The organism is Aerococcaceae bacterium DSM 111021 (assembly GCA_020112395.1).
GTDB lineage: Bacteria > Bacillota > Bacilli > Lactobacillales > Aerococcaceae > Ruoffia.
Genome location: JACCEK010000001.1, coordinates 713,724 through 735,012 on the forward strand (window position 1 = coordinate 713,724; position 21,289 = coordinate 735,012).

Below are 21,289 nucleotides of genomic sequence, written 5' to 3' on the forward strand. Positions count from 1 at the left end.
ACGCTTTGTCATCCCATTAACAGCTTTATTATTATTATTAGACATGTGATAGGATTTTAATCTTACGATTAGAGTCCTCTTCCTCGTGAATCGGGCTCATGACTAATGACGAGCCTGAGAAACCTCAGGCTCGTTTTTTGTTGACTAATTATACAAAGAGGTGATAAAAGTGGATAGCTTATCTGACTTATCGGATTTATCAAATTTATACATTACTTTTGAAAACACAAATTATCATACAAAAATTAGGAGGAACTTAAATGTTCAAATCAATTAGAAAAAACTTTGCAAAAATAATTACCGTCTCTACTATCGCTGCAAGTGCTATCGCTCCCTCTTATTCAGTCTATGCCCAGGACGAAGATCCAATTAATCTTGGTGTTATATACGAATTATCTGGTGCGGTTGCTGCATATGGTGTAACACAATCTAATGCTATCAAGATGGCGGTTGATGAAATTAATGAAGTTGGCGGCGTCATGGGACGTCCTTTTAATATTGTTGAATATGATACGAAGTCTGATGATACAGAGGCAGCAATGGTTGCAACGCGTCTAGCAACTCAAGATGATGTTGTTGCAATGATCGGACCGGCTACAACAAGTCAAATGCAAGCAGCTATCCCCGCCGCAAATGAGTACCAAATTCCATTAATTGCTCCATCGGTGACTAACAATGATATTACATTTGATGATGAAGGTAATGTTCATCCATTCGTTTACCGTACATCATGGCCAAATTCATTCCAAGGAGCAGGTATTGCTAAATTTGGCTATGAAAATCTTGGCGCAGAGAAAATGATTGTATTATATGATAACTCTAGTGACTATGGAACTGGTCTTTACGATAACTTTGTTGAAGGATACGAAGGAGAAATCGTTCATACTGAAACGTTCACTCCAGAGATGAATGATTTTAGTGCTATTATCTCTAATATCGCTGCACAAGATTTTGATGCTATTACAGTACTTGCGTTTTATCAAACTGCTGGACCAATTGTCAAACAAGCTCGTGAATTTGGTATTGATGCTCCAATTCTTGGATCAAACGGATTCGGTAATGATATTATTTATGAATTAGCTGGTTCGGAGAACATGAATAATGCATATTATGCTTCTCTATACCCTATTCAAGATGACGATGATTTTGTTACAAAATACCGTGAAGAGTTCGGATCAGAACCTGATATGTTCGCAGCTCTAGCATATGACACAGTTTATATGGTTAAACAAGCTATCGAGCAAGCAGAAAGTGATGATCCAGTTGCTGTCAATGAGGCTTTAGAAAATCTCGGTGAATTCTCAGGTATAACAGGGGACTTTGTCTTCGATGAGAATCACAATCCAACTAAAAACGTTGTGAGTATGATTGAAATCCAAAACGCTGAAGAGACTGATGTTCACGAAGTTGTCTTCGATTAATTAAATACATAACAAAACCGTTATAAGCATTCGATGCTTATAACGGTTTTTGAATTTATTATTTATTTGACATAACTTCTAGTCGGTATCCATCTGGATCCGAAATAAAGAAGTAAGTTGCTGAACCATCAGAAAGTGATTTCATCTCAGTCATTTCATAACCAGATTCTTTCGCTTTTTCAAATGTTTCTTCAAGATTATCTACCCCTAAAGCTAAATGACTGAAGCCATCTCCAACTGTATATGGACCTGATTCATAATTATAAGTTAACTCTAATTCGAAGTCGCTTCCTGGAACCGTTAGATATGATAAAGTGAATTTATCTTCTGGATAATCTTTTTCACGACTTACCTCAAAATCAAATACACCCATATAAAATTCTTTTGTTGCTTTTAAATCTTGTACACGAATACATGCATGTAATAATGTTTGTGCCATTATGTCACTCCTCTAGTTTAATAATTTAAATATATCAAATTACTCTCTTACTAACAAATTTTATGGGTTAATAGATTATTTACATATCCATTGTAGAAAATGCATATGGTACTAACTCTTCTAAATTCGTTTCTAGAACTTTACCATCATTACGAGTTAAGTATACAGGTGTGTCTGGATCACAAAATTCAACCATTACTTGTCTACAAATACTACATGGTGGTAAAAAATCTTCTGTATCTCCTGAAACAGCAATACCTTTTATTGACTTAGGTGAATATCCTTGGCTTATAGCTGTAAAAATCGCACTACGCTCAGCACAGTTAGTGGCCCCGAAGGAAACGTTTTCAATATTAACACCAGTAATAATTTCTCCATCATCCATCTTAATTGCTGCACCTACTCTAAATTTTGAATAAGGAGAATAAGAGTTTGGTTTAATATTCTTTGCTTCTTCTACTAACTTATCTATTTGTTGTTTATTCATACTAACACCATCCTTAAAGTTGTAGCTCTATTATAACTTACATTCACTTAAAAGAATAAAGTTTTATAAAAAAAAGCTTTTTAAATAAAGAATAACTTCTTTATTTAAAAAACCTTATTTATATCTATTGTTCAAATTTCTCTCTCAATTGACTCCCATTAAAAAGATATTCTTTATCTTTGGTAATTAAGACAGGTATACCAACTTCATTATTTGCTTTTTTCTCATCAAATACGTCTTGATTATCTCGCTCTACCAAAAAGTCTTTAAGATTAGACATCGATTCTGTAATATTAACACTTTGGAAACGAACTCCTAATCTGTTTAATTCACTAAGAAACGATTTTGTATCCGGGCATACATCACTGTAATATAAAATATTGTTTCCCATTTTTTTCACTCCTATTTTTTGCCTACTTTATTTATACGTTAAATTCATCATAATTTCAAATATTTTGATTTGCTCATCTTTCTACTTTTCAGTATAATTACACAAGTTATGGTAAAATATTATAGGTTAGTAAGCCTTTAGTCAGATGACATAAAGTACTAATTCTAATAATATATTTTTAGTTCATATTAATGGAGGTTGAGATGGAAAATAAAGTACAAAATGACAATCAAGGATGGTGGCTTCGTTTCGTTAAAGGAATGTTTGTCGGATCTGGTTTTATCATACCAGGGGTTAGCGGTGGAGCATTAGCTGCTATATTTGGAATTTACGAAAGAATTATTAACTTTTTAGCAAATTTAACAAAAGATTTTAAAGAGAATGTTAAATTCTTTATTCCAGTTGGTGTAGGTGCCCTTTTTGGTATTGCGATTCTATCTTGGGGTATCAGCTACTTATTAGGTTCATTCGAAGTTATTATCACTTGGTTCTTTATCGGTGCTATCGTGGGTACTGCTCCGGCATTATGGAGCGAGGCTGGAAAGGAAGGACGCAATAATAGAGACTACATCATTTTAGTGGCAGCCTTTATATTCGGTATTGTCTTACTTGGTTTTGGAATTCAACTATTTGATGGTTCGGTGCAGCCTAGCTTTATAGCATGGATGGTATGTGGTGCACTAATAGCACTAGGTATATTAGTACCAGGAATGAGTCCATCTAACTTCATCTTTTATATGGGGTTATACCAAGCAATGGCAGATGGCTTCAAAACATTAAATCTTGGCATCATTATTCCAATTGGTATTGGTGGGTTACTTACTGTACTATTGTTAGCTAAAGTCATCGAGAAAATTTTCTCTACTAATTATAGTGAATTTTTCCACTTTATTGTAGGAATTGTATTAGCTTCTACTATGATGATTATTCCAGTTGGTTCTGCTTATAACGGATTTACTTTTTTAAATTACTTTATGTGTTTTGTATTATTCTCTTTAGGTGCCTTTTTAGGTTGGTGGATGTCTCAATTAGAAAATCGTTACAAGTAATATCAAAAAAAAGAGAGTGGAATTTCCACTCTCTTTTTTGATTGTTTAAAATTTCATTACAATACTAATTCCGCTTCAACAATTTCTTGGAAGTATCGCTGCGTTGAATTTTCTTCAGTATTGTACGATATAATATCTAGAAGCATTGATAAAGCACTATTCCCTAATTTTTGAGCATGTATATCCATAAATAATTCATGCTTCTCACGTGTTGTTTGGGATTCATAAGCTTTAAATGTGGCCATTGGAATCGGTTCTTTACCTGCTGTTTCCCATCCTGAACGTATCCCCCTAGCAACAAGTTGATCAGCGATAACCACACCATCTAGATTCGATAATTTCAGTAATTCTTTGACTAGTTCATAACCGACGTTTGATAAGAATTGAAAATCATTAAATACTAAAGATGTATCTAATTTGATTTCATTCTCCTCAAGCGCTTTTCGATAACCTTCATATCTCAATTCAATAAAGTTTAATGTCTTGTCCCCACCAACAAAAGCAATTCTCTTACCACCTTGTTTAATAATTTCATCTGTCACTTTGTAGGCCATTAACTCATTGTCATTATCGACAGAATTTACAGGTTTCAACGAAGGTGTTCCAATAACTACAAATGGAAAGCTTATTTCTTTTAAAAATTCTATAATCTTATCATTGATTTTTGAATATAAAAATATAAGACCATCCACTTGCTTACCAAAAACCATTGTCTTAATTCGGTCTAATCGTTCTTCTTCAGTATTACCCGAACTTAACAATAACGAATATTTTTGGTCATCTGCTACTTCATTCATACCACGTAAAACTGTTGGAAAGAATGGATTTTGATAGAATGTATCTGTATTATCTGGCAATACTAAGCCAATAATACGTGAGGTACTATTAACAAGACTTCTTGCGTTCATATTTGGAAAATACTTTAATTCATCCATAATTGTTCTAACTTTTGTCTTTGTCTTTTCACTGATTGATGGGCTATTTGATATGACCCTAGAAACAGTAGAGGGAGAAACTCCTGCTACTCTAGCAACATCCTTTATTGTTACTGACATTTATACACCTCAACTTTATAATTTGCCACTCTTTACGCAAACGATTGCGTTTTTATTATTATACTAAAACATCGCCACTAAAGCAATTACAGAGTGTTGTTAAAATAATTAATCGCTTTCAATGCGAAAACGTTTGTTTTTTTACTACTTCTCTTCTATAATAGAATTGTATTAATCAAATATCCCTTCTCATTATGTAAAAAGTGCGTATTTACAACAGTATATCTTTTTTACATAACGGGAAGGATGAGGTAATAACATTTATAGTAGGAGGTTACATTATATGACACGTACAAGCGGTGTATTGATGCACATTTCGTCATTACCAGGTCCTTTTGGTATTGGAACGTTCGGACAATCCGCTTATGACTTTGTAGATTTTCTTAAAGAAACCAAACAAACATATTGGCAAATTTTACCATTAACAACAACAAGTTACGGAGACTCTCCATATCAGTCCTTCTCAGCTTTTGCAGGGAATACATATTTTATAGATTATAAACTCTTAGAAGAGGATGGCCTATTAGATATAACAGATTATGAATCAGTTAATTTCGGAGACGACCTTGAAAAAGTTGATTACGCTTTAATTTATAAGGTTAAACGCCCTATTTTAGAAAAAGCTGTTGCTAATTTTATTCAACGCGGTGACTTCGATGATTACTACCGTTTCGAAGAAGCAAATCGTGAATGGCTCGTTGATTTCAGTGAATTCATGAGTATCAAAGAAAGCTTCGATGAAGAACCTTGGTATAATTGGGATGAAGCGAGTATTAATCGAGAACCTGAAACAATGAAGGAATATCGTGAGACACTCAGTGATCAAATTACTTATCATAAAGTGACTCAATATTTATTCTTTAAACAATATAATCAATTAAAGAAATATGCGAATGACAATCATATTCAAATTGTTGGGGATATCCCTATCTACGTATCTAGAGATAGTGTAGAAATGTGGGCAACACCTCAATACTTCAAAATGAAGAACAAAGTAGAACCAACGCACGTTGCTGGAACACCGCCAGACAGCTTTTCAGATGACGGGCAATTCTGGGGGAATCCGATTTATGATTGGGAATATATGAAGGAAAATGGCTATGACTGGTGGATTTGGAGATTAAAAGAAAGCTTTAATCTATACGATGTTGTTCGTATTGACCATTTCCGTGGATTTGAATCTTTCTGGGAAGTTCCTTACGGATCAAAATCATCGGCAGCGGGTCAATGGACAAAAGGTCCTGGTTATGACTTATTCAAACATATTACTGATGCCCTTGGTGAATTAAATATTATCGCCGAAGACTTAGGTTTCATGACTCAAGAAGTTATTGATATGCGTGATAAGACTGGTTATCCTGGTATGAAGATTTTACAATTTGGTTTCAATGGTTTCGAAGATAGTATCGAACTACCCCATAACTATATTCCAAATACTGCAGCCTATGTGGGAACACATGACAATATGACTGCTCGTGGATGGTACGAAGATACTACGAACCAAGCAATGAGAGACCAATTAGATTCTTACTTAAACAGACGTCCTGGAGAAAAAATATCTGAAGCATTAAACCGTGGAATCGCTTCTTCTGTGAGTAATTTCGCCATTTACACAATGCAAGACTTACTCGATTTAGATAATAGTGCCCGAATGAATGAACCATCTACCATTGGGCATAACTGGCAATGGCGTATGTTAGACGGTGCGATTGATGAACCTCTTAAAGAGTCATTAACTAAACTCACTGTCGAGTACTTCCGTGCACCTCAACAATATAACCCTGAGCAAACTGAAGAAAACACAGATGAATACGTTGAGTTGGAAGCATCAGATGCTAAAGGTGAGTATCACCCAGCACCAGAATTAGATGATGTGGAAACCGATATATAAGAGTTATTATTATCTATTTACTTTTATAATCAGTAATAAATAAATGTAGTTCGTTACTTAAAATAGATCAACCCATAAAGGAGTTCAAAATGAGTATTTTAGAAAATTATGTTTTAGATAACTTTGATAAGCCGATTCGTGAGTGTACGGATCAAGAGATGTATAAGGTGTTATTAGATCTTGTTCGTGACAAATCTCGTGAATTACCTACAAATGATGACAAAAAGAAGAAATTATACTACTTTAGTGCGGAATTCTTAATTGGTAAATTATTATCAAATAACTTATTAAACTTAGGTATTTATGATGAAGTCAATAATGAGCTGATTGCCAACGGTAAAAATATCATGGATATTGAGCAAGCAGAATCAGAGCCTTCATTAGGTAACGGCGGTTTAGGTCGTTTAGCTGCTTGTTTCGTAGATTCAATTACAACTTTAGGTATCAATGGTGATGGAATTGGACTAAATTATCATTTTGGTTTATTTAAACAAGTATTTAAAGACAATCAACAAACTCAAACACCTGATCCTTGGATTACACAAGACTCATGGTTAATTAAAAACGAACGAACATATGAGGTTCCATTCAAAAACTTTACCCTATCATCTACTTTATATGATATTGATGTTTTAGGATACAATAGCGATACACGTAACCGACTACGACTTTTCGACTTAGACACGGTTACAAGTGATATCATCGATGAAGGTACAATTCACTTTGACAAAACAAATATCAAAGAAAACTTAACGTTATTCTTATACCCAGACGATTCCGATCGCGAAGGTGAATTATTAAGAATCTTCCAACAATATTTCATGGTATCAAATGGTGCTCAATTAATTATTGACGAAGCTATTGAGCGTGGAAGTAACTTACACGACTTACCTGAGTATGCTGTTATCCAGATTAATGATACTCACCCTGCTTTCGTTATACCAGAAATGATTCGTCTTTTAACAAAACGTGGAATCGATTTCGACGAAGCAGTTCAAATTACTCAAACAATGACTGCTTTCACTAACCACACAATCTTAGCTGAAGCTTTAGAAAAATGGCCTGTAGATGAATTAGAACAAGTTATGCCAGACATCGTTAAGATTATCCGTGAATTAGACAGTCGTAAAAAGGCTGAATTCCCTAGTAATAATGCTGTAACGATTATCGATGAACATAACCGAGTTCATATGGCTCACATGGCTATTCATTACGGATACAGTATTAACGGAGTTGCTGCTTTACATACAGATATCTTGAAAAATTCTGAATTAAAAGCTTTCTATGATATTTATCCTAATAAATTCATCAACATGACAAATGGTATTACATTCCGTCGTTGGATTATGGATGCAAATAAAGAACTTGCTGACTTCATTGATGAACTTATTACTGATGAGTGGAGAACTTCAGCAAACCTTGAGCCATTATTAGATCACCAAGATGACGAAAGTGTTATTACTAAATTACGTGCGATTAAATTTAATAACAAGCAACGTCTAAGTCATCGCTTAGAAACAATGCAAGGTGTTAAAATTAACGAACATTCAATTATTGATGTTCATATCAAACGTATTCACGAGTACAAACGTCAACAAATGCTATTACTTTACATCATTCATAAATACAATGATATTAAGAATGGTAACATCCCTAAAACACCAATTACAATTCTATTTGGTGGTAAAGCTGCAGCTGCCTATACGATAGCTCGAGATATTATTCATGCGATTTTAACTATATCAGAGTTGATTGCCAACGATGAAGATGTTAACAAGCATTTCCAAGTTGTTATGGTAGAGAACTACAATGTAACGCATGCACAATACTTAATTCCAGCTACAGATATTTCTGAACAAATTTCACTAGCATCTAAAGAAGCAAGCGGAACTGGTAACATGAAATTCATGCTGAATGGTGCTTTAACATTATGTACATTAGATGGTGCCAACGTTGAGATTGCTGAGTTAGTTGGAGAAGAAAACATTTATATCTTCGGTAAACGTAGTGAAGAAATCGTGGACCTATACGCAAATAATGCATACAATGCTCGTTCGTACTATGAACGTAAAACAATCAAACCATTGGTTGATTTCTTAATGGATCCTAAGATGATTGAATTAGGCAACCAGGGACGTCTATCTCGTCTACACTATGACATGATTAATAAAGATTACTTCATGGCGTTAATTGATTTAGAAGAGTTTATTGAGATTAAAGAGCGTATGTATGAAGATTATGAAGATCATGATACGTGGACACGTAAGGCTTTACTTAACATTTCTAAAGCTGGTTTCTTCTCATCAGATAGAACAATCAATGAGTACAACCGTGACATTTGGCATTTAGAGCAAAGCATCAAAAATATTCAAAACTAATTAACAAGTAAAAAAGCAATTCCCTTATAATTGGGAATTGCTTTTTTGATTTTAAATTACTTTTCGTTCGAATGGATCGATACTTATTCCATTCTGTAAAACTTGTTTAGCATATTCTTTTGCAGCAAATAATGAGTGATCCTTATAATTTCCACATTCAATTGCGGTTGTTGCTTCAATTACATCTGCTTCAATAACGATATTTAAAACATTCTTTAATCCTTCTGCAATTTCTTCCGGTGTATGATCGTTCCAAATCACCATGTAGAAACCTGTACGACAACCCATTGGAGAGATATCAATCAATCCTTCCAACTCATCACGCATATGAATTGCTAGAAAGTGCTCTAATGTGTGAACTGCACCGGTTGGTAGTGCATCTTGATTAGGTTGCAAGAATCGTAAATCATATTTTTCGATGACTGCACCCTTTTCATGTTCTTCTTTACCCGCTAACCTTACATATGGTGCTTGTACTTTGTTGTGATCTAATGAAAAACTTTCTACTTTTGCCATAAATATATCCTCCTATTTTCATATTAAACTATTTACTCTTAAATACACTGAACAGTTTAACTTTGAATTCATTTAACATCTTAACATAGACTTGAATAAAGGTCATTTAGGAATCGTTCTAAATAATAAAAACCAAGCAAACACCGGGGGAGATGTCTGCTTGGTTCGGAGATTTTGAATGTTTTAAGAATTTATTTATCTTTCCAAAGTTTTGTATCCCATAGACCACAGAATGCGTCTACTGAACTTACGCCTTGGAATTCAGATTCGCCAGCTAATTTCTTAACTAGCTCTTCCATTGTAACTAGCATTCCATCATATGTATTGATGTATGTTCCAACTTGTGGCACATCTGCTAAATCAAATGGATTTTGTACTGATACGTAAATAGTTGGGATTTCATGTACGTAGAACGGAATATCTGGAGTACCTTTCGATGCTGGCCAGATAGTACGTTGAATCGTACCACCACTGTTAACGTCACCAACGTTAATGATTAAGTCATAGTTGTCAGTTAAGTTAGAGATTGGTTGTTTTTGTGCATAAACGTTAGCAATTGCTGCTCCACGCTCTTCTTCTGGTAATTTCATGATTTTCTCTTCTGTAGATTCCCAGATAGAAACTTCATGTCCGCGTGCTTCTAATAGACTCTTCAAGTGGTCATGAGCTTTAGGTTTATTACCTGCAATCATGGCACCGAATCCACCTTTAATACCAGATACTGGTACTAATAAGATACGTTTGTAACGCTCAGGTGTAATTGGGAAGATATCTTTTTGCTTATCTTTAACTAATGTAATTGCTTTATCAGCAACTTCACGTACAACAGCCTTGTTTTCTTCAGTTCCAATTCTTGATAAAGCTTCTTCTTTTGGTAACATAATCTCTTCACGTGGAGTATTATGTAAGCCAATTTTCGCTTTTAATCCTAATGTACGACGAATTGCATCGTGTAGACGTTCTTCAGTCAATATACCGTTTTCTAGTCCTTCTTTCATCCATTGGAAGTCTTCCACTGGATCATTGAAGAATAAGAAGATATCACACCCTGCTTCAATAGCAGTTGGTAACATTTCACGACGTGGTAATGCCGCAGTCATAGCAACCATGTGAGATGCATCCGTTACGATAATTCCGTTGAATCCAATTTTACCACGTAATAATTCATCTAATAATGTTTTGTTTAAAGATGCTGGTAAGAAATCATCTTCATCACGTTCAGGATGTAATGCTTTTTCGTATTCTGGTAAATGGATGTGTCCAGCCATGATTCCTGGTAATCCGGCTTCTGTTAATTCACCGTAAATACGACCGAATGTTTCATCCCATTCTTCCACTGTCATTGGGTTTGATGCGTATGATAAGTGATGATCACGCTCATCGATACCGTCTCCAGGGAAGTGTTTTGCAAATGGCATAATATTATGTTCCATAATACCACGCATGTATTCTTTAGATAATTCAATCGTTTGGTCAACATCATCACCCCAAGTACGGTTAGCAATGATTGGGTTACGCCAGTTACGAGTTAAATCAATAATTGGAGCAAATGATGCGTTACATCCAACAGCTGAAGCTTCTTCACCTGAAATACGACCTAATTCATAAGCATATTTTGGATCATTAGTTGCAGCAACTTTTACCTCATCACCAACTTTAGTTCCGTCAGTAACAGCTCCGTCACCACCAGCTTCTGTGTTAGCAGCGATAATTAATGGAATCTTACTTTTTGTTTGAAGTATCTTGTTTTGATCATACACTTCACTTGCAGTACCTTTATTATAACGCACTGCTGCGATATGATATTCATCCATTACCCCAGTTAAGTATTCCTCAGTACGATCAGCACCCATGTTTACGAATAATTGTCCAATTTTCTCATCTAAAGTCATATTAGATAATGTATCTTCAACCCAATTGATCGCTTCTTGATCTAAGTTATAAGGTTTTTTTGTTAAGTCTACTAAATTAGTCATTCTTAATTTTCTCCTTCTTTATTTATCCAAGTTTGTCCAGAATGCTTTATTGAATGCTTCTTGATCTTCTTCAGCGAACTGTCCAGCAACAAATTGCTCTGCAGTTTCAGTGCGAATTTTGTCCCATGATGCTTTTTCATCACCAACAATAATTGGGAAGAATGCAGTATTGTTTAACTCAGCTGCCTCTAAGTCTCCTGGTGAGTCACCAATCATTACGATGTTAGTTGGGCTATTACCCTCTTTAATGAAACCTGCAATCACATCCGCTTTCTTACCACGGTCTTGACAATATAAATCATCAACATATTCCATTAAACCATGACGAGTCCACTCATCTTCTACAGCCTCACGGTTCGCTGAACTTACAACGTACACAGTACCGAGTTCTTTTAATTTCTCAAGTCCTTCGAGTGCACCATCAAAAGCTTCATCATGCCCTTCAGCTTCTTTTACTTGCTTGTTTACTTCATTCGACCATTCTAAAGCTAATTTAAGATCTTCAGAATCATTTTTAGCAATTTCTTCTGCTAAAGAATCGTTAGATAATGAACTAGTTTCATTAACCCATTTTGTTAAGCTATCAATACCTTGATAACCAACTGATTCTAATCCCATAACTAATCCAACGAATCGGTTTACACCACGGGTTCTAGAATATAAGTTAATATTCTCCCAATTTTTTTGGAATGTTTCTTTATCTTTTACTTCGTATTTGTCAGCAGCTATAGGACCAAAGAACAACTCATGCTTATATGTCATTGTATCCATTGCACAACCGTCTGAGTCAACACAAAAAATATATTTGCTCATTTAAAAAACTCCTCACTAATAGTAATAGTACGCTCAAAAATAACATAAGAGGCTTTAAACCTCTTATGAATTTAGTTAGAATTAAACACCCGAGTAAGCGTTGAATCCACCATCGATTGGTAAAACAACACCGTTAACAAAACTTGACATTTCTTCTGATGCTAAGAAGAATGTACCACCAACTAATTCGCTTGCTTCACCGAAACGCCCCATTGGAGTATTGTTAATGATTTTTTGTCCACGAGGTTTTAATGTTTCGTGATCTTCTTCGAACATTAAATCAACGTTTTGATGTGTTACTAAGAATCCTGGTGCAATTGCATTACAACGGATTCCAACGTGTGAAAAGTGAACTGCTAACCATTGAGTAAAGTTTGCGATAGCAGCTTTTGCTCCAGAGTATGCAGGAATTTTTGTTAATGGTGTAAATGCGTTCATACTTGCGATGTTGATGATGTTCGCACCTTCACGTCCAACCATATCTTGTGCAAAAACTTGAGTTGGTAATAAAGTACCTAAATAGTTTAAGTTGAATACAAATTCAATTCCACCAGTATCTAAGTCAAAGAATGATTTAGTATCTTCTGGTAAGTCTGTTTCGTGGAATTCGTTATCAGTTGTTGCTTTAGGACTATTTCCTCCAGCACCATTTACTAAAATATCAGTTTTACCTAAGTCAGCGTTAACTTGCTCACGAACGCCTTCTAAAGCTTCTTTATCTAATACGTTAGCTTTATATGCTTTAGCAACGCCACCAGCTTCAGTGATTTCGTCAGCATATGCTTGTGCTGCATCTAAGTTTAAGTCTAATAAAGCAACTTTTGCTCCAGCTTTAGCGAATTCTTTTGCTAACTCAGCACAGATAACTCCACCTGCACCAGTAACTACTACAACTTTATCAGTAAAATTAATTTCCATTGCCATTTTTAAAAATCTCCTTTTGAATTGAATGTATTATTTAGCGTCTTTGTCTACAGCTTCCCATAAACCGTGTAAGTAAGTTGCTCCTAGAGCACGGTCATATAGTCCGTAACCAGCGCGTCCAGTCTCTCCCCAAATCATACGACCGTGGTCAGGACGGATTGCACCTTCAAAGTTATGGTCATGTAAAGCTTTAACAACTTCATACATGTCAATCGATCCATACTCACTTGGGTGAGCTGATTCTTCGAATGATTTACCTTGACCAGTTAATTTAATATTACGAGCATGCATAAAGTTAACGCGGTCTGCTTCTAATGCGTAACGTAAAATGCCAATTGTGTCGTTAGCTGGATCTGATGCATATGAACCAACACACATTGTAATTCCGTTGTTTTTGCTGTCATATAATTTAATGAAACGCTCAACAGCATCTTGACCAGTAATGATACGTGGTAAGCCAAAGATAGAGTAAGGTGGGTCATCAGGGTGAATTGCCATCAGTACATCAGCTTCCTCAGCTGCAGGGATAATTTCTTTAATGAAGTACTCTAAGTTAGCCCATAATTGTTCGTTGTCAACTTTAGCATACTCATCCATGATGTTTTTCATTTCTTCTTTAGTGTAGCTTGAGTCCCAACCTGGTAACGATAGTTCTCCATTCACTGGGTCCATTTTTGATGCTACTTCTTCATCAAAGATTAAAGCATTTGAACCATCTTCAAGTTCATATGCTAAGTCAGTACGCGTCCAGTCAAATACTGGCATGAAGTTATAACATACAGTGTTTACACCTTCTGCACCTAAGTTACGAATAGTTTCTTTATAGTTAGCAATTAATTTATCACGTGAAGGTTTACCTAATTTGATATCTTCGTGAACTGGAACACTTTCAATAACTGATAATTCTAATCCAGCTGCTTCTACAGTGTTCTTTAATTGTTTAATACGATCTCTTGACCAAACTTCTCCTACTGGCACATCATAAATCGCTGAAACAATTCCTTTCATACCAGGAATTTGGCGAATTTCTTCTAATTTAACTGGATCATCTTCTCCATACCATCTAAAAGTCATTTTCATAATTTATACACTCTCCTATTTAATATTAATTATTGAAATAATTGTATGCATTTTTGTAACTAATGTTTTCCATTAATGTTGTCAATAAATGATCATCATTTGGAATTTCTTCGCTTTCAACCCACTCACCAAGGTAAGTAGCTAAGATACGACGGAAGTAGTCATGTCTTTGGTAAGATAAGAAACTTCTCGAATCTGTTAACATACCTAAGAAGTTTGCTAACATACCACTATCAGCTAAAGCGTTCATTTGGTTGATCATACCTAGTTTAGTATCACCAAACCACCATGCAGCACCAAACTGCATATAGTTTTTGATTCCTTCTTCATTTGCTTGATAGTTTTGCAACGTATTCGCAAGAATGAAGTTGTAAGCAGGGTTCAAGTTATACCAAATCATCTTTGGTAACTTATCTTCACGTGCTAAGCGATCTAGAAGAGCATTTAAGTTTTTACCTAAATCTACTTGATCATCAATTGAATCGAATCCAGCATCTGGTCCAATTTGACTTGAATATTTCGTATTATTATTACGAATTGCACCAAAGTGTACTTGTGATACTAAATTATTTTCTTTATATAGACGGCTAAGTTCAACAAATACTTCTGTTTGCCAAGCTTCTTCCTCTGCTTGTGTTAAATCTTTACCGTTCATAGCTTTATCAAACATCTCATCTAATTCAGATACTTCAGCTTCACGATATACAATCTCACCAAAGCTGATGTCTGTTGCTTTCGCTCCATTAGCCACAAAGTGAGCAATACGTTCTTCCATTGCTGAAACAAATGAGTTGAAATCTGTAATAGTTGCGCCAGCTTCGTCTTTCAAGCGGTCAACAAACCCTGCAAAGTTTGCATGGTTTATAAATGCTTCGTCAGGACGGAATGTTGGAGCTACTTCTACATCAAAGTTTTCATCTGCTTTAATCTTCGCATGCCATTCTAGCGTATCTAATGGATGGTCTGTTGTTCCAATAAATTTAACGTTTGAACGAGCGATTAATTTACGAGGACTCAATTCTTCACGTTTGATATAATCATTTAATTCATTATAGATACGTTCCCAATTCTCACTTGTTAAGTACTCATCTATACCAAATGCATCACGCATCTCAAGATGAGACCAGTGGAATACTGGATGTCCTACAGCGAATTCAATAGTCTCAGCAAATGCTTTGAACTTCTCTTTATTCGACGCATCACCAGTAATGAATTTTTCTGCTACACCATTTGCACGCATTAAACGCCATTTATAATGGTCTCCACCTAACCACACATCAACAATATCTTCGAAAGGCTTATCTTCAAAGACTTCTTGTGGATCTAAGTGACAGTGATAGTCAAAAATTGGTTGTTCTTTAGCAACTTCATACAACTTCTTACTAGCTTCATTGTCTAGCATGAAATTTTTATCGTTAAAACTCACAATCCCACTCCTTATTTTAAAGCATTGACAAATTGTCTTGCTATATCTGTTACACTTTCATAGCCTTTTGTATCTACATCTTTACTTAACGCGCTACCAACACCAACTGAAATGGCACCTTTGTCAGCCCATTCTTTGATGTTATCTAGTGAAACTCCACCTGAAGGCATTAATTGTACTTCTGGAATTGGACCATGAATATCTTTAATAAATCCAGCACCTAATTGTCCACCAGGGAATAATTTAATAATTTTACATCCTGCATTCATTGCAGTTACAATTTCAGTTGCAGTTGCACAACCTGGCATGTAATCAAGGTCGTTATCTACAGCATATTTTGCGATTTCTGCATCAAAATGTGGACTCACTAAGAATTGTGCTCCAGCAGCTTTAGCTTTCTCTGCTAGTTCAAGAGTCATAACTGTACCTGCACCTACTACAACTGTTTCGTCTTCTTTATAAAACTCAACTAAGTCACTCATAACTTTTTCAGCGTTTGGCGTACTAAATGTTACCTCTAGATTCTTGATTCCACCCTCGACAGCAGCTTTACAAATTTCATAACCTGCAGTTTCATCTTTTCCGCGTACTACGGCAAAGATATAATTCTTTTTCAATGTTTCTAGGACGTTACTCATTTTGTTCCTCCTTATTAAATCATCTGATGACTTTATTATACTTGGTATTTTTTTCTGCGTCAACACAAAAGATAAACGTTTTCAAAATAGTTTTTCCTCCTTATATTTTTAAAAACAAACAAATAGCCATTTTTTTCAAAAAAATAATCTGACGATTTCCATATTAAAATCTGACAAAGACACATTGTATTCGGTTTCATTTTAACACAAGTAGAACTATATATATAACGGTATACTCTCTTGAAAGTAAAAAACTTGAAAAACAGCATTCTAAAATGTTGTTTTTCAAGTTTTTTTATTTTTTATTTTGCTCAAGATGTCTTTTCTTATTCTGAGCTAAACTTCGACGGTTCGTTACTATATGAATACGCATAACGTCTTCAGCTAGAATTGGATCACGATTTCTAATCGCATCAACAATTTCTCTATGTGACACCACTGTCTCATCCTTAATATGATCACTTGTATAATAGTCATTATAAAGTGAGATCGATTGATTAATGACTGGAACGATATTTGACATTGCGACGTTTCCACTCATTTCAGATACTAACTTGTGAAACTCAATATCTTTTTCAAAATGTTCATCACTGAATGTCCCCATCTTCTCTTCTATATCAAGACGGATTCTGTCTAACTCTTGAATTTGTTCTTCTGTTGCATTAGTAGCTGCTAGTCCTGCAACACGTGGCTCTAAAAGATATCTTATTTCAAATAAATCTTCGGTTAATTTTAATGTGTCCTTTACAAAGCTGAATCCAAGAGGATCATCGACAATACCCGTATTCTCACTAACATAAGTTCCAGACCCTTGTCTTACTTCCAATATATTTCGTGAAACTAGAGTGCGTACTGCTTCTCTTAGTGTACTTCGCCCTACATTAACTTCCTCGGCCAATTTATACTCATTCGGTAGTTTGTCCCCAGTGGCTAAGTTGTTTGTAATAATATAATTTAATATTGCTTCGCTTGTTTGTTCAATTAGCGACTTTGCTTGCCCTTCCATTTTCTTGCCTCCATATCATCTGATGTTTCATATATAATTCTACACTTTTTTGCATTGTTTGCAAATGCTTTCAAGCTGATTACGTTAAATAACGAAAGAACAAAATATATGTGGTAACTTTTATACTTTGATAACGACTAATGCATCATTCATTTCACTATGCATATCATTAGATCGCCATTCTTTTACGTATCCTAAAGAATTCGTTAGGAAGACTGTATTATCTCTTTCTACTTTGCCTCTAAAATGAACATGTCCCATTACACTTTCTCTAATCGGGTATTTTTCATATAAGTACGCTAAATCATCTGTTGCGATGTACGCATTAAAAAAGTCGAATACTCGGTGTGGCAGGGGCATTGTAAACTCTGGTATTGTTATCATATGAGTGACTAAAATATATTCTTTTGCGTTTAATTTTTGAATATCACTTTCTATTATCTTTGCAAACCGTCTCGACATCTCACGGTCTCCTTCAGGCCAGTGAATATATTTTTTATCCTGCCAAGTGACTCCTTTATACTTACCTTTTTTTATTTCTTCCAATGTAAATTTCTCATCATTATATTTTACATAGTTGTACCAAGCAGTATGACCAACAAGTCCAACGTGATTGTTTAACATGAGAGGCGATTCAATTAAACATTGAGGATGATTTTTATACTTATTATAGATAGATATTGTGTCAATGTTTGCTTTATCAGATTGTCTATCCCACAAATCATGATTTCCTGGAATAAAATAAACATCTATATTCGATAATTTTTGTAGTTTTTCGACAAATTCCGTAGTTGTTTCATAACTATTGCCTATGTCTCCGCCAATTACGAACATATCTAATTGATTATTATTAATTATTTCTGTAGCCACTTTCAAATAGTCCGCTACCTCGTATTTAAAATTATCAACATGTAAATCAGAGATAAACCCAACGTTCATATTTTCCCCTCCATTAATTTATAATATAGTAGTGAATATAAAAAAACGATTAATGTTCATTGCAAATGAGCTACGTTAGGAGCTACATTTAAAACTAACAAATAACCGTTTTAATTTAATTATTTAGTTTACTTTAAAGTGATTGTAGCGACTAAATCGCCTTGTTTAACAGCACCACTTGCTTTGAAATCAATGTTCTCAATCACTTCAGTACCATTAGTAAATACGATAATCATATCTTTATCTTTACCATTTTCTTCAAGCTCTGCTAAATTAACATCAGCAATATTATCGCTTGTAGATACTTTAGTATTCTCATTCACGTGGATTGTAAATGGCTTCCCTTCTAACGAAACCGTGTCAATTCCCATGTGTAATAGAATTTCTAATTCACCAACTGTAAAACTAACAGCGTGTTTTGTAGGGAAAATGTTATCTACTTGACCCTCAACTGGTGAATTCATTGCACCACTTGTAGGTCTAATAGCAAAGCCGTCACCCATCATTTTTTGGGCGAATACTTCATCTTGTACTTCTTCAATACTTACAAATTCACCATCACACATTGCATAGACATTTACTTCTTTAATAACTTCTTTTTTATCTTTTTTCTTAAAAAAATCAAACATGTGTCATACCTCCAATTTATTTTTCTAATTAATTATAATCTTAAACTTGTATATTACAAAATGATATCCCTTATGGGAGTTCTCTGCCACCACTTCTATAAACATCATACCATTCTTCTCTACTTAATTGAACTGAGAAAGCTTCAGCCATTAACTTGATACGATTTGGAGACATAGAGCCCACTATAGTTTGAATCTTAGCAGGGTGACGATTAATCCAAGCAATCACAATGGCTTCGACTGATACTTTATAATGTTCTGCTAAGTTTTCAATCGTTTTAGTCATTTCTTGGAAGTCTGGGTGGTTAATAAACAGCCCTTCACTTAATGACACTTGGTATGGTGACCAAGATTGAATCGTTATATTATTCAATCGACAATATTCAAGTATCCCTCCATCGTGATTTACAGACAAATTATTCGTCATATTTACATTAAAACCAGCGTCAATCATTGGCGTATGCGCTGGACCAAATTGCAATTGGTTTGCGATTAACGGCCTGCTTAAGTATTTCTGAAGCAGTTCTATTTGACCTGGATTTTGATTCGATACACCAAAGTATCTTACTTTTCCACTAATATATAAAGCTTCAAATGCTTCAGCAACTTCTTCAGGATCCATTAAAGTATCTGGCCTATGAAGTAATAACATATCGAGATATTCTACATCTAAGCGTTCCAAGATTCCATCAGTCGCATTAATAATATGCTCTTTTGAGAAATCAAAGAATCCATCTCGAATACCTACCTTAGATTGCAACACAATCTCATCTCGCTTTATATTTGTTTCTTTTAAAGCTTTTGCAAATATTTTCTCTGATTGTCCTTTTCCGTAAATATCCGCATGATCAAAAAGTGTTATTCCCTGTTCGTATGCCGTATCAATCACTTTAACTGCTTTATCTAGTGATTCACTAGCCATTCGCATGCAACCTAGCCCTAATTGACTAGTAGATAGTTGTGATGATCCAATCTTAATTTTTTCCATATATAAGCCGCCTCTATCATTGTTTATTATATTTAAGTTCTCCATTTAAGAATGTTGCTTTTAACTCTAACTTATCATCAACAACAATAAAGTCTGCATCCATTCCTTCTTGTATTTGTCCACAAACATTGTCGATGTTTACTGATCTCGCAGGTGAATACGAAGCCATTCTCAAGGCATCAGCTTGAGACACAATACCCCATTCAAACATATTACGTACACTTTCATTCAATTTAAGGACAGAACCTGCTAGATTGCCACCTTCTTTCAATCTTGCTTGTCCGTCTTTTACTATGACTTCGAGTTCTCCTAATATAGACTGACCATCGCCTAAACCACCAGCTCGCATACAATCCGTCACTAACACAGTTTCTTTCGCACCACGTGCTTTAACTACAACTTGAGCAGCTCCCGGGTGTACATGATGGCCATCGCTTATTAATTCAGCATACACATCATCTAATCCAAGAGCAGCACCAACCATTCCTGGATTACGATGATGAAGTCCACTCATCCCATTAAATGTATGGATGAAAATATTTGCGCCCGCTTCAACTGCATCCTTTGCTTCTTCATAGCTTGCATCACTATGAGCTAATGCTGTTTTTACCCCAATAGAATTCGCATACTTGATAAACTCTTTAACTCCCTCTCGCTCAGGTGCAATGGCAATTTTTTTGACTAAGTTATTTGATAACTCACTCCAACGTTTTAATTTATCTATTGATGGATCACTCATGTAAGCTAGATTTTGTGCTCCTTTGTACTTCTCAGTAAAGAATGGTCCTTCTAAAAATATTCCTCGTATCTTTGCCCCATCAACATCTTGGTAATTATCTCCAATTGTCTGACACACTTCGTCTAATTGTACAGTAGGAGCCGTTAATGTTGTTGGTAACCAAGATGTTACTCCACACGCCAGTAGTGCAGTAGATATCTCTTGAATTCCTTTAAAGTTATTATCCATGACATCGTGCCCAACGTATCCATGTATATGAGTATCTACGAGTCCTGGAGCAATTGTATCCTCAGAATAATCCAAGATATCTCCCTCAGTTGGTTTATCCAAAGTTACCCCTTTGAATTTACCATTTTCAATAGCTAAATAGCCATTTTCAATCACTTCATCAGTTAAGACAATCTTCTTAGCATGTATATATTGTGTCATTCAATTCACTCTTCTCTTTTCAATTTACTTATAAGATTATCATACCATTTTTTCCATTGAAAATGCCTTCATTAT

General features: G+C 35.0%; 20 protein-coding genes. 4 read left to right on the forward strand and 16 right to left on the reverse strand.

Annotation, left to right across the window (positions count from 1 at the left end; genetic code table 11):
* Positions 1-260: 260 nt before the first annotated feature.
* Positions 261-1,421 carry an ABC transporter substrate-binding protein gene (locus HYQ40_03290; protein ID MBZ6526786.1) on the forward strand — a complete coding sequence of 387 codons (1,161 nt, stop codon included), beginning with the start codon at positions 261-263 and terminating at the stop codon, positions 1,419-1,421.
* 58 nt (positions 1,422-1,479) lie between these two features.
* Here HYQ40_03290 and HYQ40_03295 read toward each other — a convergent pair whose 3' ends face one another.
* The 3 genes from HYQ40_03295 to HYQ40_03305 all read right to left on the reverse strand — a co-directional run bounded on the left by HYQ40_03295 (position 1,480) and on the right by HYQ40_03305 (position 2,738).
* Positions 1,480-1,860: a VOC family protein gene (locus tag HYQ40_03295; protein MBZ6526787.1), complete on the reverse strand. Its 381-nt coding sequence runs from the start codon at positions 1,858-1,860 to the stop codon at positions 1,480-1,482.
* A 79-nt stretch (positions 1,861-1,939) separates the two neighbouring features.
* The gene (gene cdd / locus HYQ40_03300) at positions 1,940-2,347 is read right to left on the reverse strand and encodes a cytidine deaminase (protein MBZ6526788.1); all 408 of its coding nucleotides are present in this window, start codon (positions 2,345-2,347) and stop codon (positions 1,940-1,942) included.
* 124 nt (positions 2,348-2,471) lie between these two features.
* Complete coding sequence (locus HYQ40_03305) at positions 2,472-2,738, reverse strand: glutaredoxin (GenBank protein MBZ6526789.1); 267 nt, start codon at positions 2,736-2,738, stop codon at positions 2,472-2,474.
* Positions 2,739-2,941: 203 nt separating this feature from the next.
* On the opposite strand from HYQ40_03305, the gene HYQ40_03310 reads away from it, so the two are divergent.
* Positions 2,942-3,787: a DUF368 domain-containing protein gene (locus tag HYQ40_03310; protein ID MBZ6526790.1), complete on the forward strand. Its 846-nt coding sequence runs from the start codon at positions 2,942-2,944 to the stop codon at positions 3,785-3,787.
* Between the two features lie 56 nt (positions 3,788-3,843).
* Here the strand turns inward: HYQ40_03310 and HYQ40_03315 are convergent, their stop codons facing one another.
* A complete protein-coding gene (locus HYQ40_03315) occupies positions 3,844-4,842 on the reverse strand; it encodes a LacI family DNA-binding transcriptional regulator (protein ID MBZ6526791.1) in 999 nt (332 codons plus the stop codon).
* A 283-nt stretch (positions 4,843-5,125) separates the two neighbouring features.
* Here HYQ40_03315 and malQ point away from each other — a divergent pair, with 283 nt between their 5' ends.
* Positions 5,126-6,733, forward strand: a complete 1,608-nt coding sequence (malQ, locus tag HYQ40_03320; GenBank protein MBZ6526792.1) for a 4-alpha-glucanotransferase — start codon at positions 5,126-5,128, stop codon at positions 6,731-6,733.
* 89 nt (positions 6,734-6,822) lie between these two features.
* Complete coding sequence (locus HYQ40_03325) at positions 6,823-9,111, forward strand: glycogen/starch/alpha-glucan phosphorylase (protein ID MBZ6526793.1); 2,289 nt, start codon at positions 6,823-6,825, stop codon at positions 9,109-9,111.
* A gap of 51 nt (positions 9,112-9,162) precedes the next feature.
* Here HYQ40_03325 and HYQ40_03330 read toward each other — a convergent pair whose 3' ends face one another.
* The 12 genes from HYQ40_03330 to nagA form a co-directional block, all read right to left on the reverse strand.
* A complete protein-coding gene (locus HYQ40_03330; protein MBZ6526794.1) occupies positions 9,163-9,627 on the reverse strand; it encodes an S-ribosylhomocysteine lyase in 465 nt (154 codons plus the stop codon).
* 191 nt (positions 9,628-9,818) lie between these two features.
* Positions 9,819-11,603: a beta-hexosaminidase gene (locus HYQ40_03335; GenBank protein ID MBZ6526795.1), complete on the reverse strand. Its 1,785-nt coding sequence runs from the start codon at positions 11,601-11,603 to the stop codon at positions 9,819-9,821.
* Positions 11,604-11,621: 18 nt separating this feature from the next.
* Positions 11,622-12,416 carry an HAD hydrolase-like protein gene (locus HYQ40_03340; GenBank protein MBZ6526796.1) on the reverse strand — a complete coding sequence of 265 codons (795 nt, stop codon included), beginning with the start codon at positions 12,414-12,416 and terminating at the stop codon, positions 11,622-11,624.
* A gap of 81 nt (positions 12,417-12,497) precedes the next feature.
* The gene (locus HYQ40_03345; GenBank protein MBZ6526797.1) at positions 12,498-13,340 is read right to left on the reverse strand and encodes an SDR family oxidoreductase; all 843 of its coding nucleotides are present in this window, start codon (positions 13,338-13,340) and stop codon (positions 12,498-12,500) included.
* Between the two features lie 30 nt (positions 13,341-13,370).
* Positions 13,371-14,420, reverse strand: coding sequence for a mannonate dehydratase (locus tag HYQ40_03350; GenBank protein MBZ6526798.1), 1,050 nt, complete (start codon positions 14,418-14,420; stop codon positions 13,371-13,373).
* 25 nt (positions 14,421-14,445) lie between these two features.
* Positions 14,446-15,846, reverse strand: a complete 1,401-nt coding sequence (gene uxaC, locus HYQ40_03355) for a glucuronate isomerase (protein MBZ6526799.1) — start codon at positions 15,844-15,846, stop codon at positions 14,446-14,448.
* Between the two features lie 11 nt (positions 15,847-15,857).
* The gene (gene eda, locus HYQ40_03360; protein ID MBZ6526800.1) at positions 15,858-16,484 is read right to left on the reverse strand and encodes a bifunctional 4-hydroxy-2-oxoglutarate aldolase/2-dehydro-3-deoxy-phosphogluconate aldolase; all 627 of its coding nucleotides are present in this window, start codon (positions 16,482-16,484) and stop codon (positions 15,858-15,860) included.
* 295 nt (positions 16,485-16,779) lie between these two features.
* On the reverse strand, positions 16,780-17,490 hold the full coding sequence (locus tag HYQ40_03365) for a FadR family transcriptional regulator (GenBank protein MBZ6526801.1): 711 nt from the start codon (positions 17,488-17,490) through the stop codon (positions 16,780-16,782).
* A 120-nt stretch (positions 17,491-17,610) separates the two neighbouring features.
* Positions 17,611-18,429 carry a metallophosphoesterase family protein gene (locus HYQ40_03370; GenBank protein ID MBZ6526802.1) on the reverse strand — a complete coding sequence of 273 codons (819 nt, stop codon included), beginning with the start codon at positions 18,427-18,429 and terminating at the stop codon, positions 17,611-17,613.
* Between the two features lie 128 nt (positions 18,430-18,557).
* Entirely contained in the window at positions 18,558-19,058 is a 501-nt protein-coding gene (locus HYQ40_03375) for a PTS glucose transporter subunit IIA (protein MBZ6526803.1), read from the reverse strand.
* 70 nt (positions 19,059-19,128) lie between these two features.
* Positions 19,129-20,046 (reverse strand): aldo/keto reductase, encoded by a 918-nt coding sequence (locus tag HYQ40_03380; protein MBZ6526804.1) that lies wholly within the window; start codon positions 20,044-20,046, stop codon positions 19,129-19,131.
* Between the two features lie 16 nt (positions 20,047-20,062).
* Positions 20,063-21,214 carry an N-acetylglucosamine-6-phosphate deacetylase gene (nagA, locus tag HYQ40_03385; GenBank protein MBZ6526805.1) on the reverse strand — a complete coding sequence of 384 codons (1,152 nt, stop codon included), beginning with the start codon at positions 21,212-21,214 and terminating at the stop codon, positions 20,063-20,065.
* Positions 21,215-21,289 lie beyond the last annotated feature (75 nt).

What these genes read in the sequence shown, in the direction of transcription:
- HYQ40_03290 (MBZ6526786.1), top strand. Translation starts at nt 261, where the DNA reads ATGTTCAAATCAATTAGAAAAAACTTTGCAAAAATAATTACCGTCTCT.
- HYQ40_03295 (MBZ6526787.1), bottom strand. Translation starts at nt 1,860, where the DNA reads ATGGCACAAACATTATTACATGCATGTATTCGTGTACAAGATTTAAAA.
- cdd (MBZ6526788.1), bottom strand. Translation starts at nt 2,347, where the DNA reads ATGAATAAACAACAAATAGATAAGTTAGTAGAAGAAGCAAAGAATATT.
- HYQ40_03305 (MBZ6526789.1), bottom strand. Translation starts at nt 2,738, where the DNA reads ATGGGAAACAATATTTTATATTACAGTGATGTATGCCCGGATACAAAA.
- HYQ40_03310 (MBZ6526790.1), top strand. Translation starts at nt 2,942, where the DNA reads ATGGAAAATAAAGTACAAAATGACAATCAAGGATGGTGGCTTCGTTTC.
- HYQ40_03315 (MBZ6526791.1), bottom strand. Translation starts at nt 4,842, where the DNA reads ATGTCAGTAACAATAAAGGATGTTGCTAGAGTAGCAGGAGTTTCTCCC.
- malQ (MBZ6526792.1), top strand. Translation starts at nt 5,126, where the DNA reads ATGACACGTACAAGCGGTGTATTGATGCACATTTCGTCATTACCAGGT.
- HYQ40_03325 (MBZ6526793.1), top strand. Translation starts at nt 6,823, where the DNA reads ATGAGTATTTTAGAAAATTATGTTTTAGATAACTTTGATAAGCCGATT.
- HYQ40_03330 (MBZ6526794.1), bottom strand. Translation starts at nt 9,627, where the DNA reads ATGGCAAAAGTAGAAAGTTTTTCATTAGATCACAACAAAGTACAAGCA.
- HYQ40_03335 (MBZ6526795.1), bottom strand. Translation starts at nt 11,603, where the DNA reads ATGACTAATTTAGTAGACTTAACAAAAAAACCTTATAACTTAGATCAA.
- HYQ40_03340 (MBZ6526796.1), bottom strand. Translation starts at nt 12,416, where the DNA reads ATGAGCAAATATATTTTTTGTGTTGACTCAGACGGTTGTGCAATGGAT.
- HYQ40_03345 (MBZ6526797.1), bottom strand. Translation starts at nt 13,340, where the DNA reads ATGGCAATGGAAATTAATTTTACTGATAAAGTTGTAGTAGTTACTGGT.
- HYQ40_03350 (MBZ6526798.1), bottom strand. Translation starts at nt 14,420, where the DNA reads ATGAAAATGACTTTTAGATGGTATGGAGAAGATGATCCAGTTAAATTA.
- eda (MBZ6526800.1), bottom strand. Translation starts at nt 16,484, where the DNA reads ATGAGTAACGTCCTAGAAACATTGAAAAAGAATTATATCTTTGCCGTA.
- HYQ40_03365 (MBZ6526801.1), bottom strand. Translation starts at nt 17,490, where the DNA reads ATGGAAGGGCAAGCAAAGTCGCTAATTGAACAAACAAGCGAAGCAATA.
- HYQ40_03370 (MBZ6526802.1), bottom strand. Translation starts at nt 18,429, where the DNA reads ATGAACGTTGGGTTTATCTCTGATTTACATGTTGATAATTTTAAATAC.
- HYQ40_03375 (MBZ6526803.1), bottom strand. Translation starts at nt 19,058, where the DNA reads ATGTTTGATTTTTTTAAGAAAAAAGATAAAAAAGAAGTTATTAAAGAA.
- HYQ40_03380 (MBZ6526804.1), bottom strand. Translation starts at nt 20,046, where the DNA reads ATGGAAAAAATTAAGATTGGATCATCACAACTATCTACTAGTCAATTA.
- nagA (MBZ6526805.1), bottom strand. Translation starts at nt 21,214, where the DNA reads ATGACACAATATATACATGCTAAGAAGATTGTCTTAACTGATGAAGTG.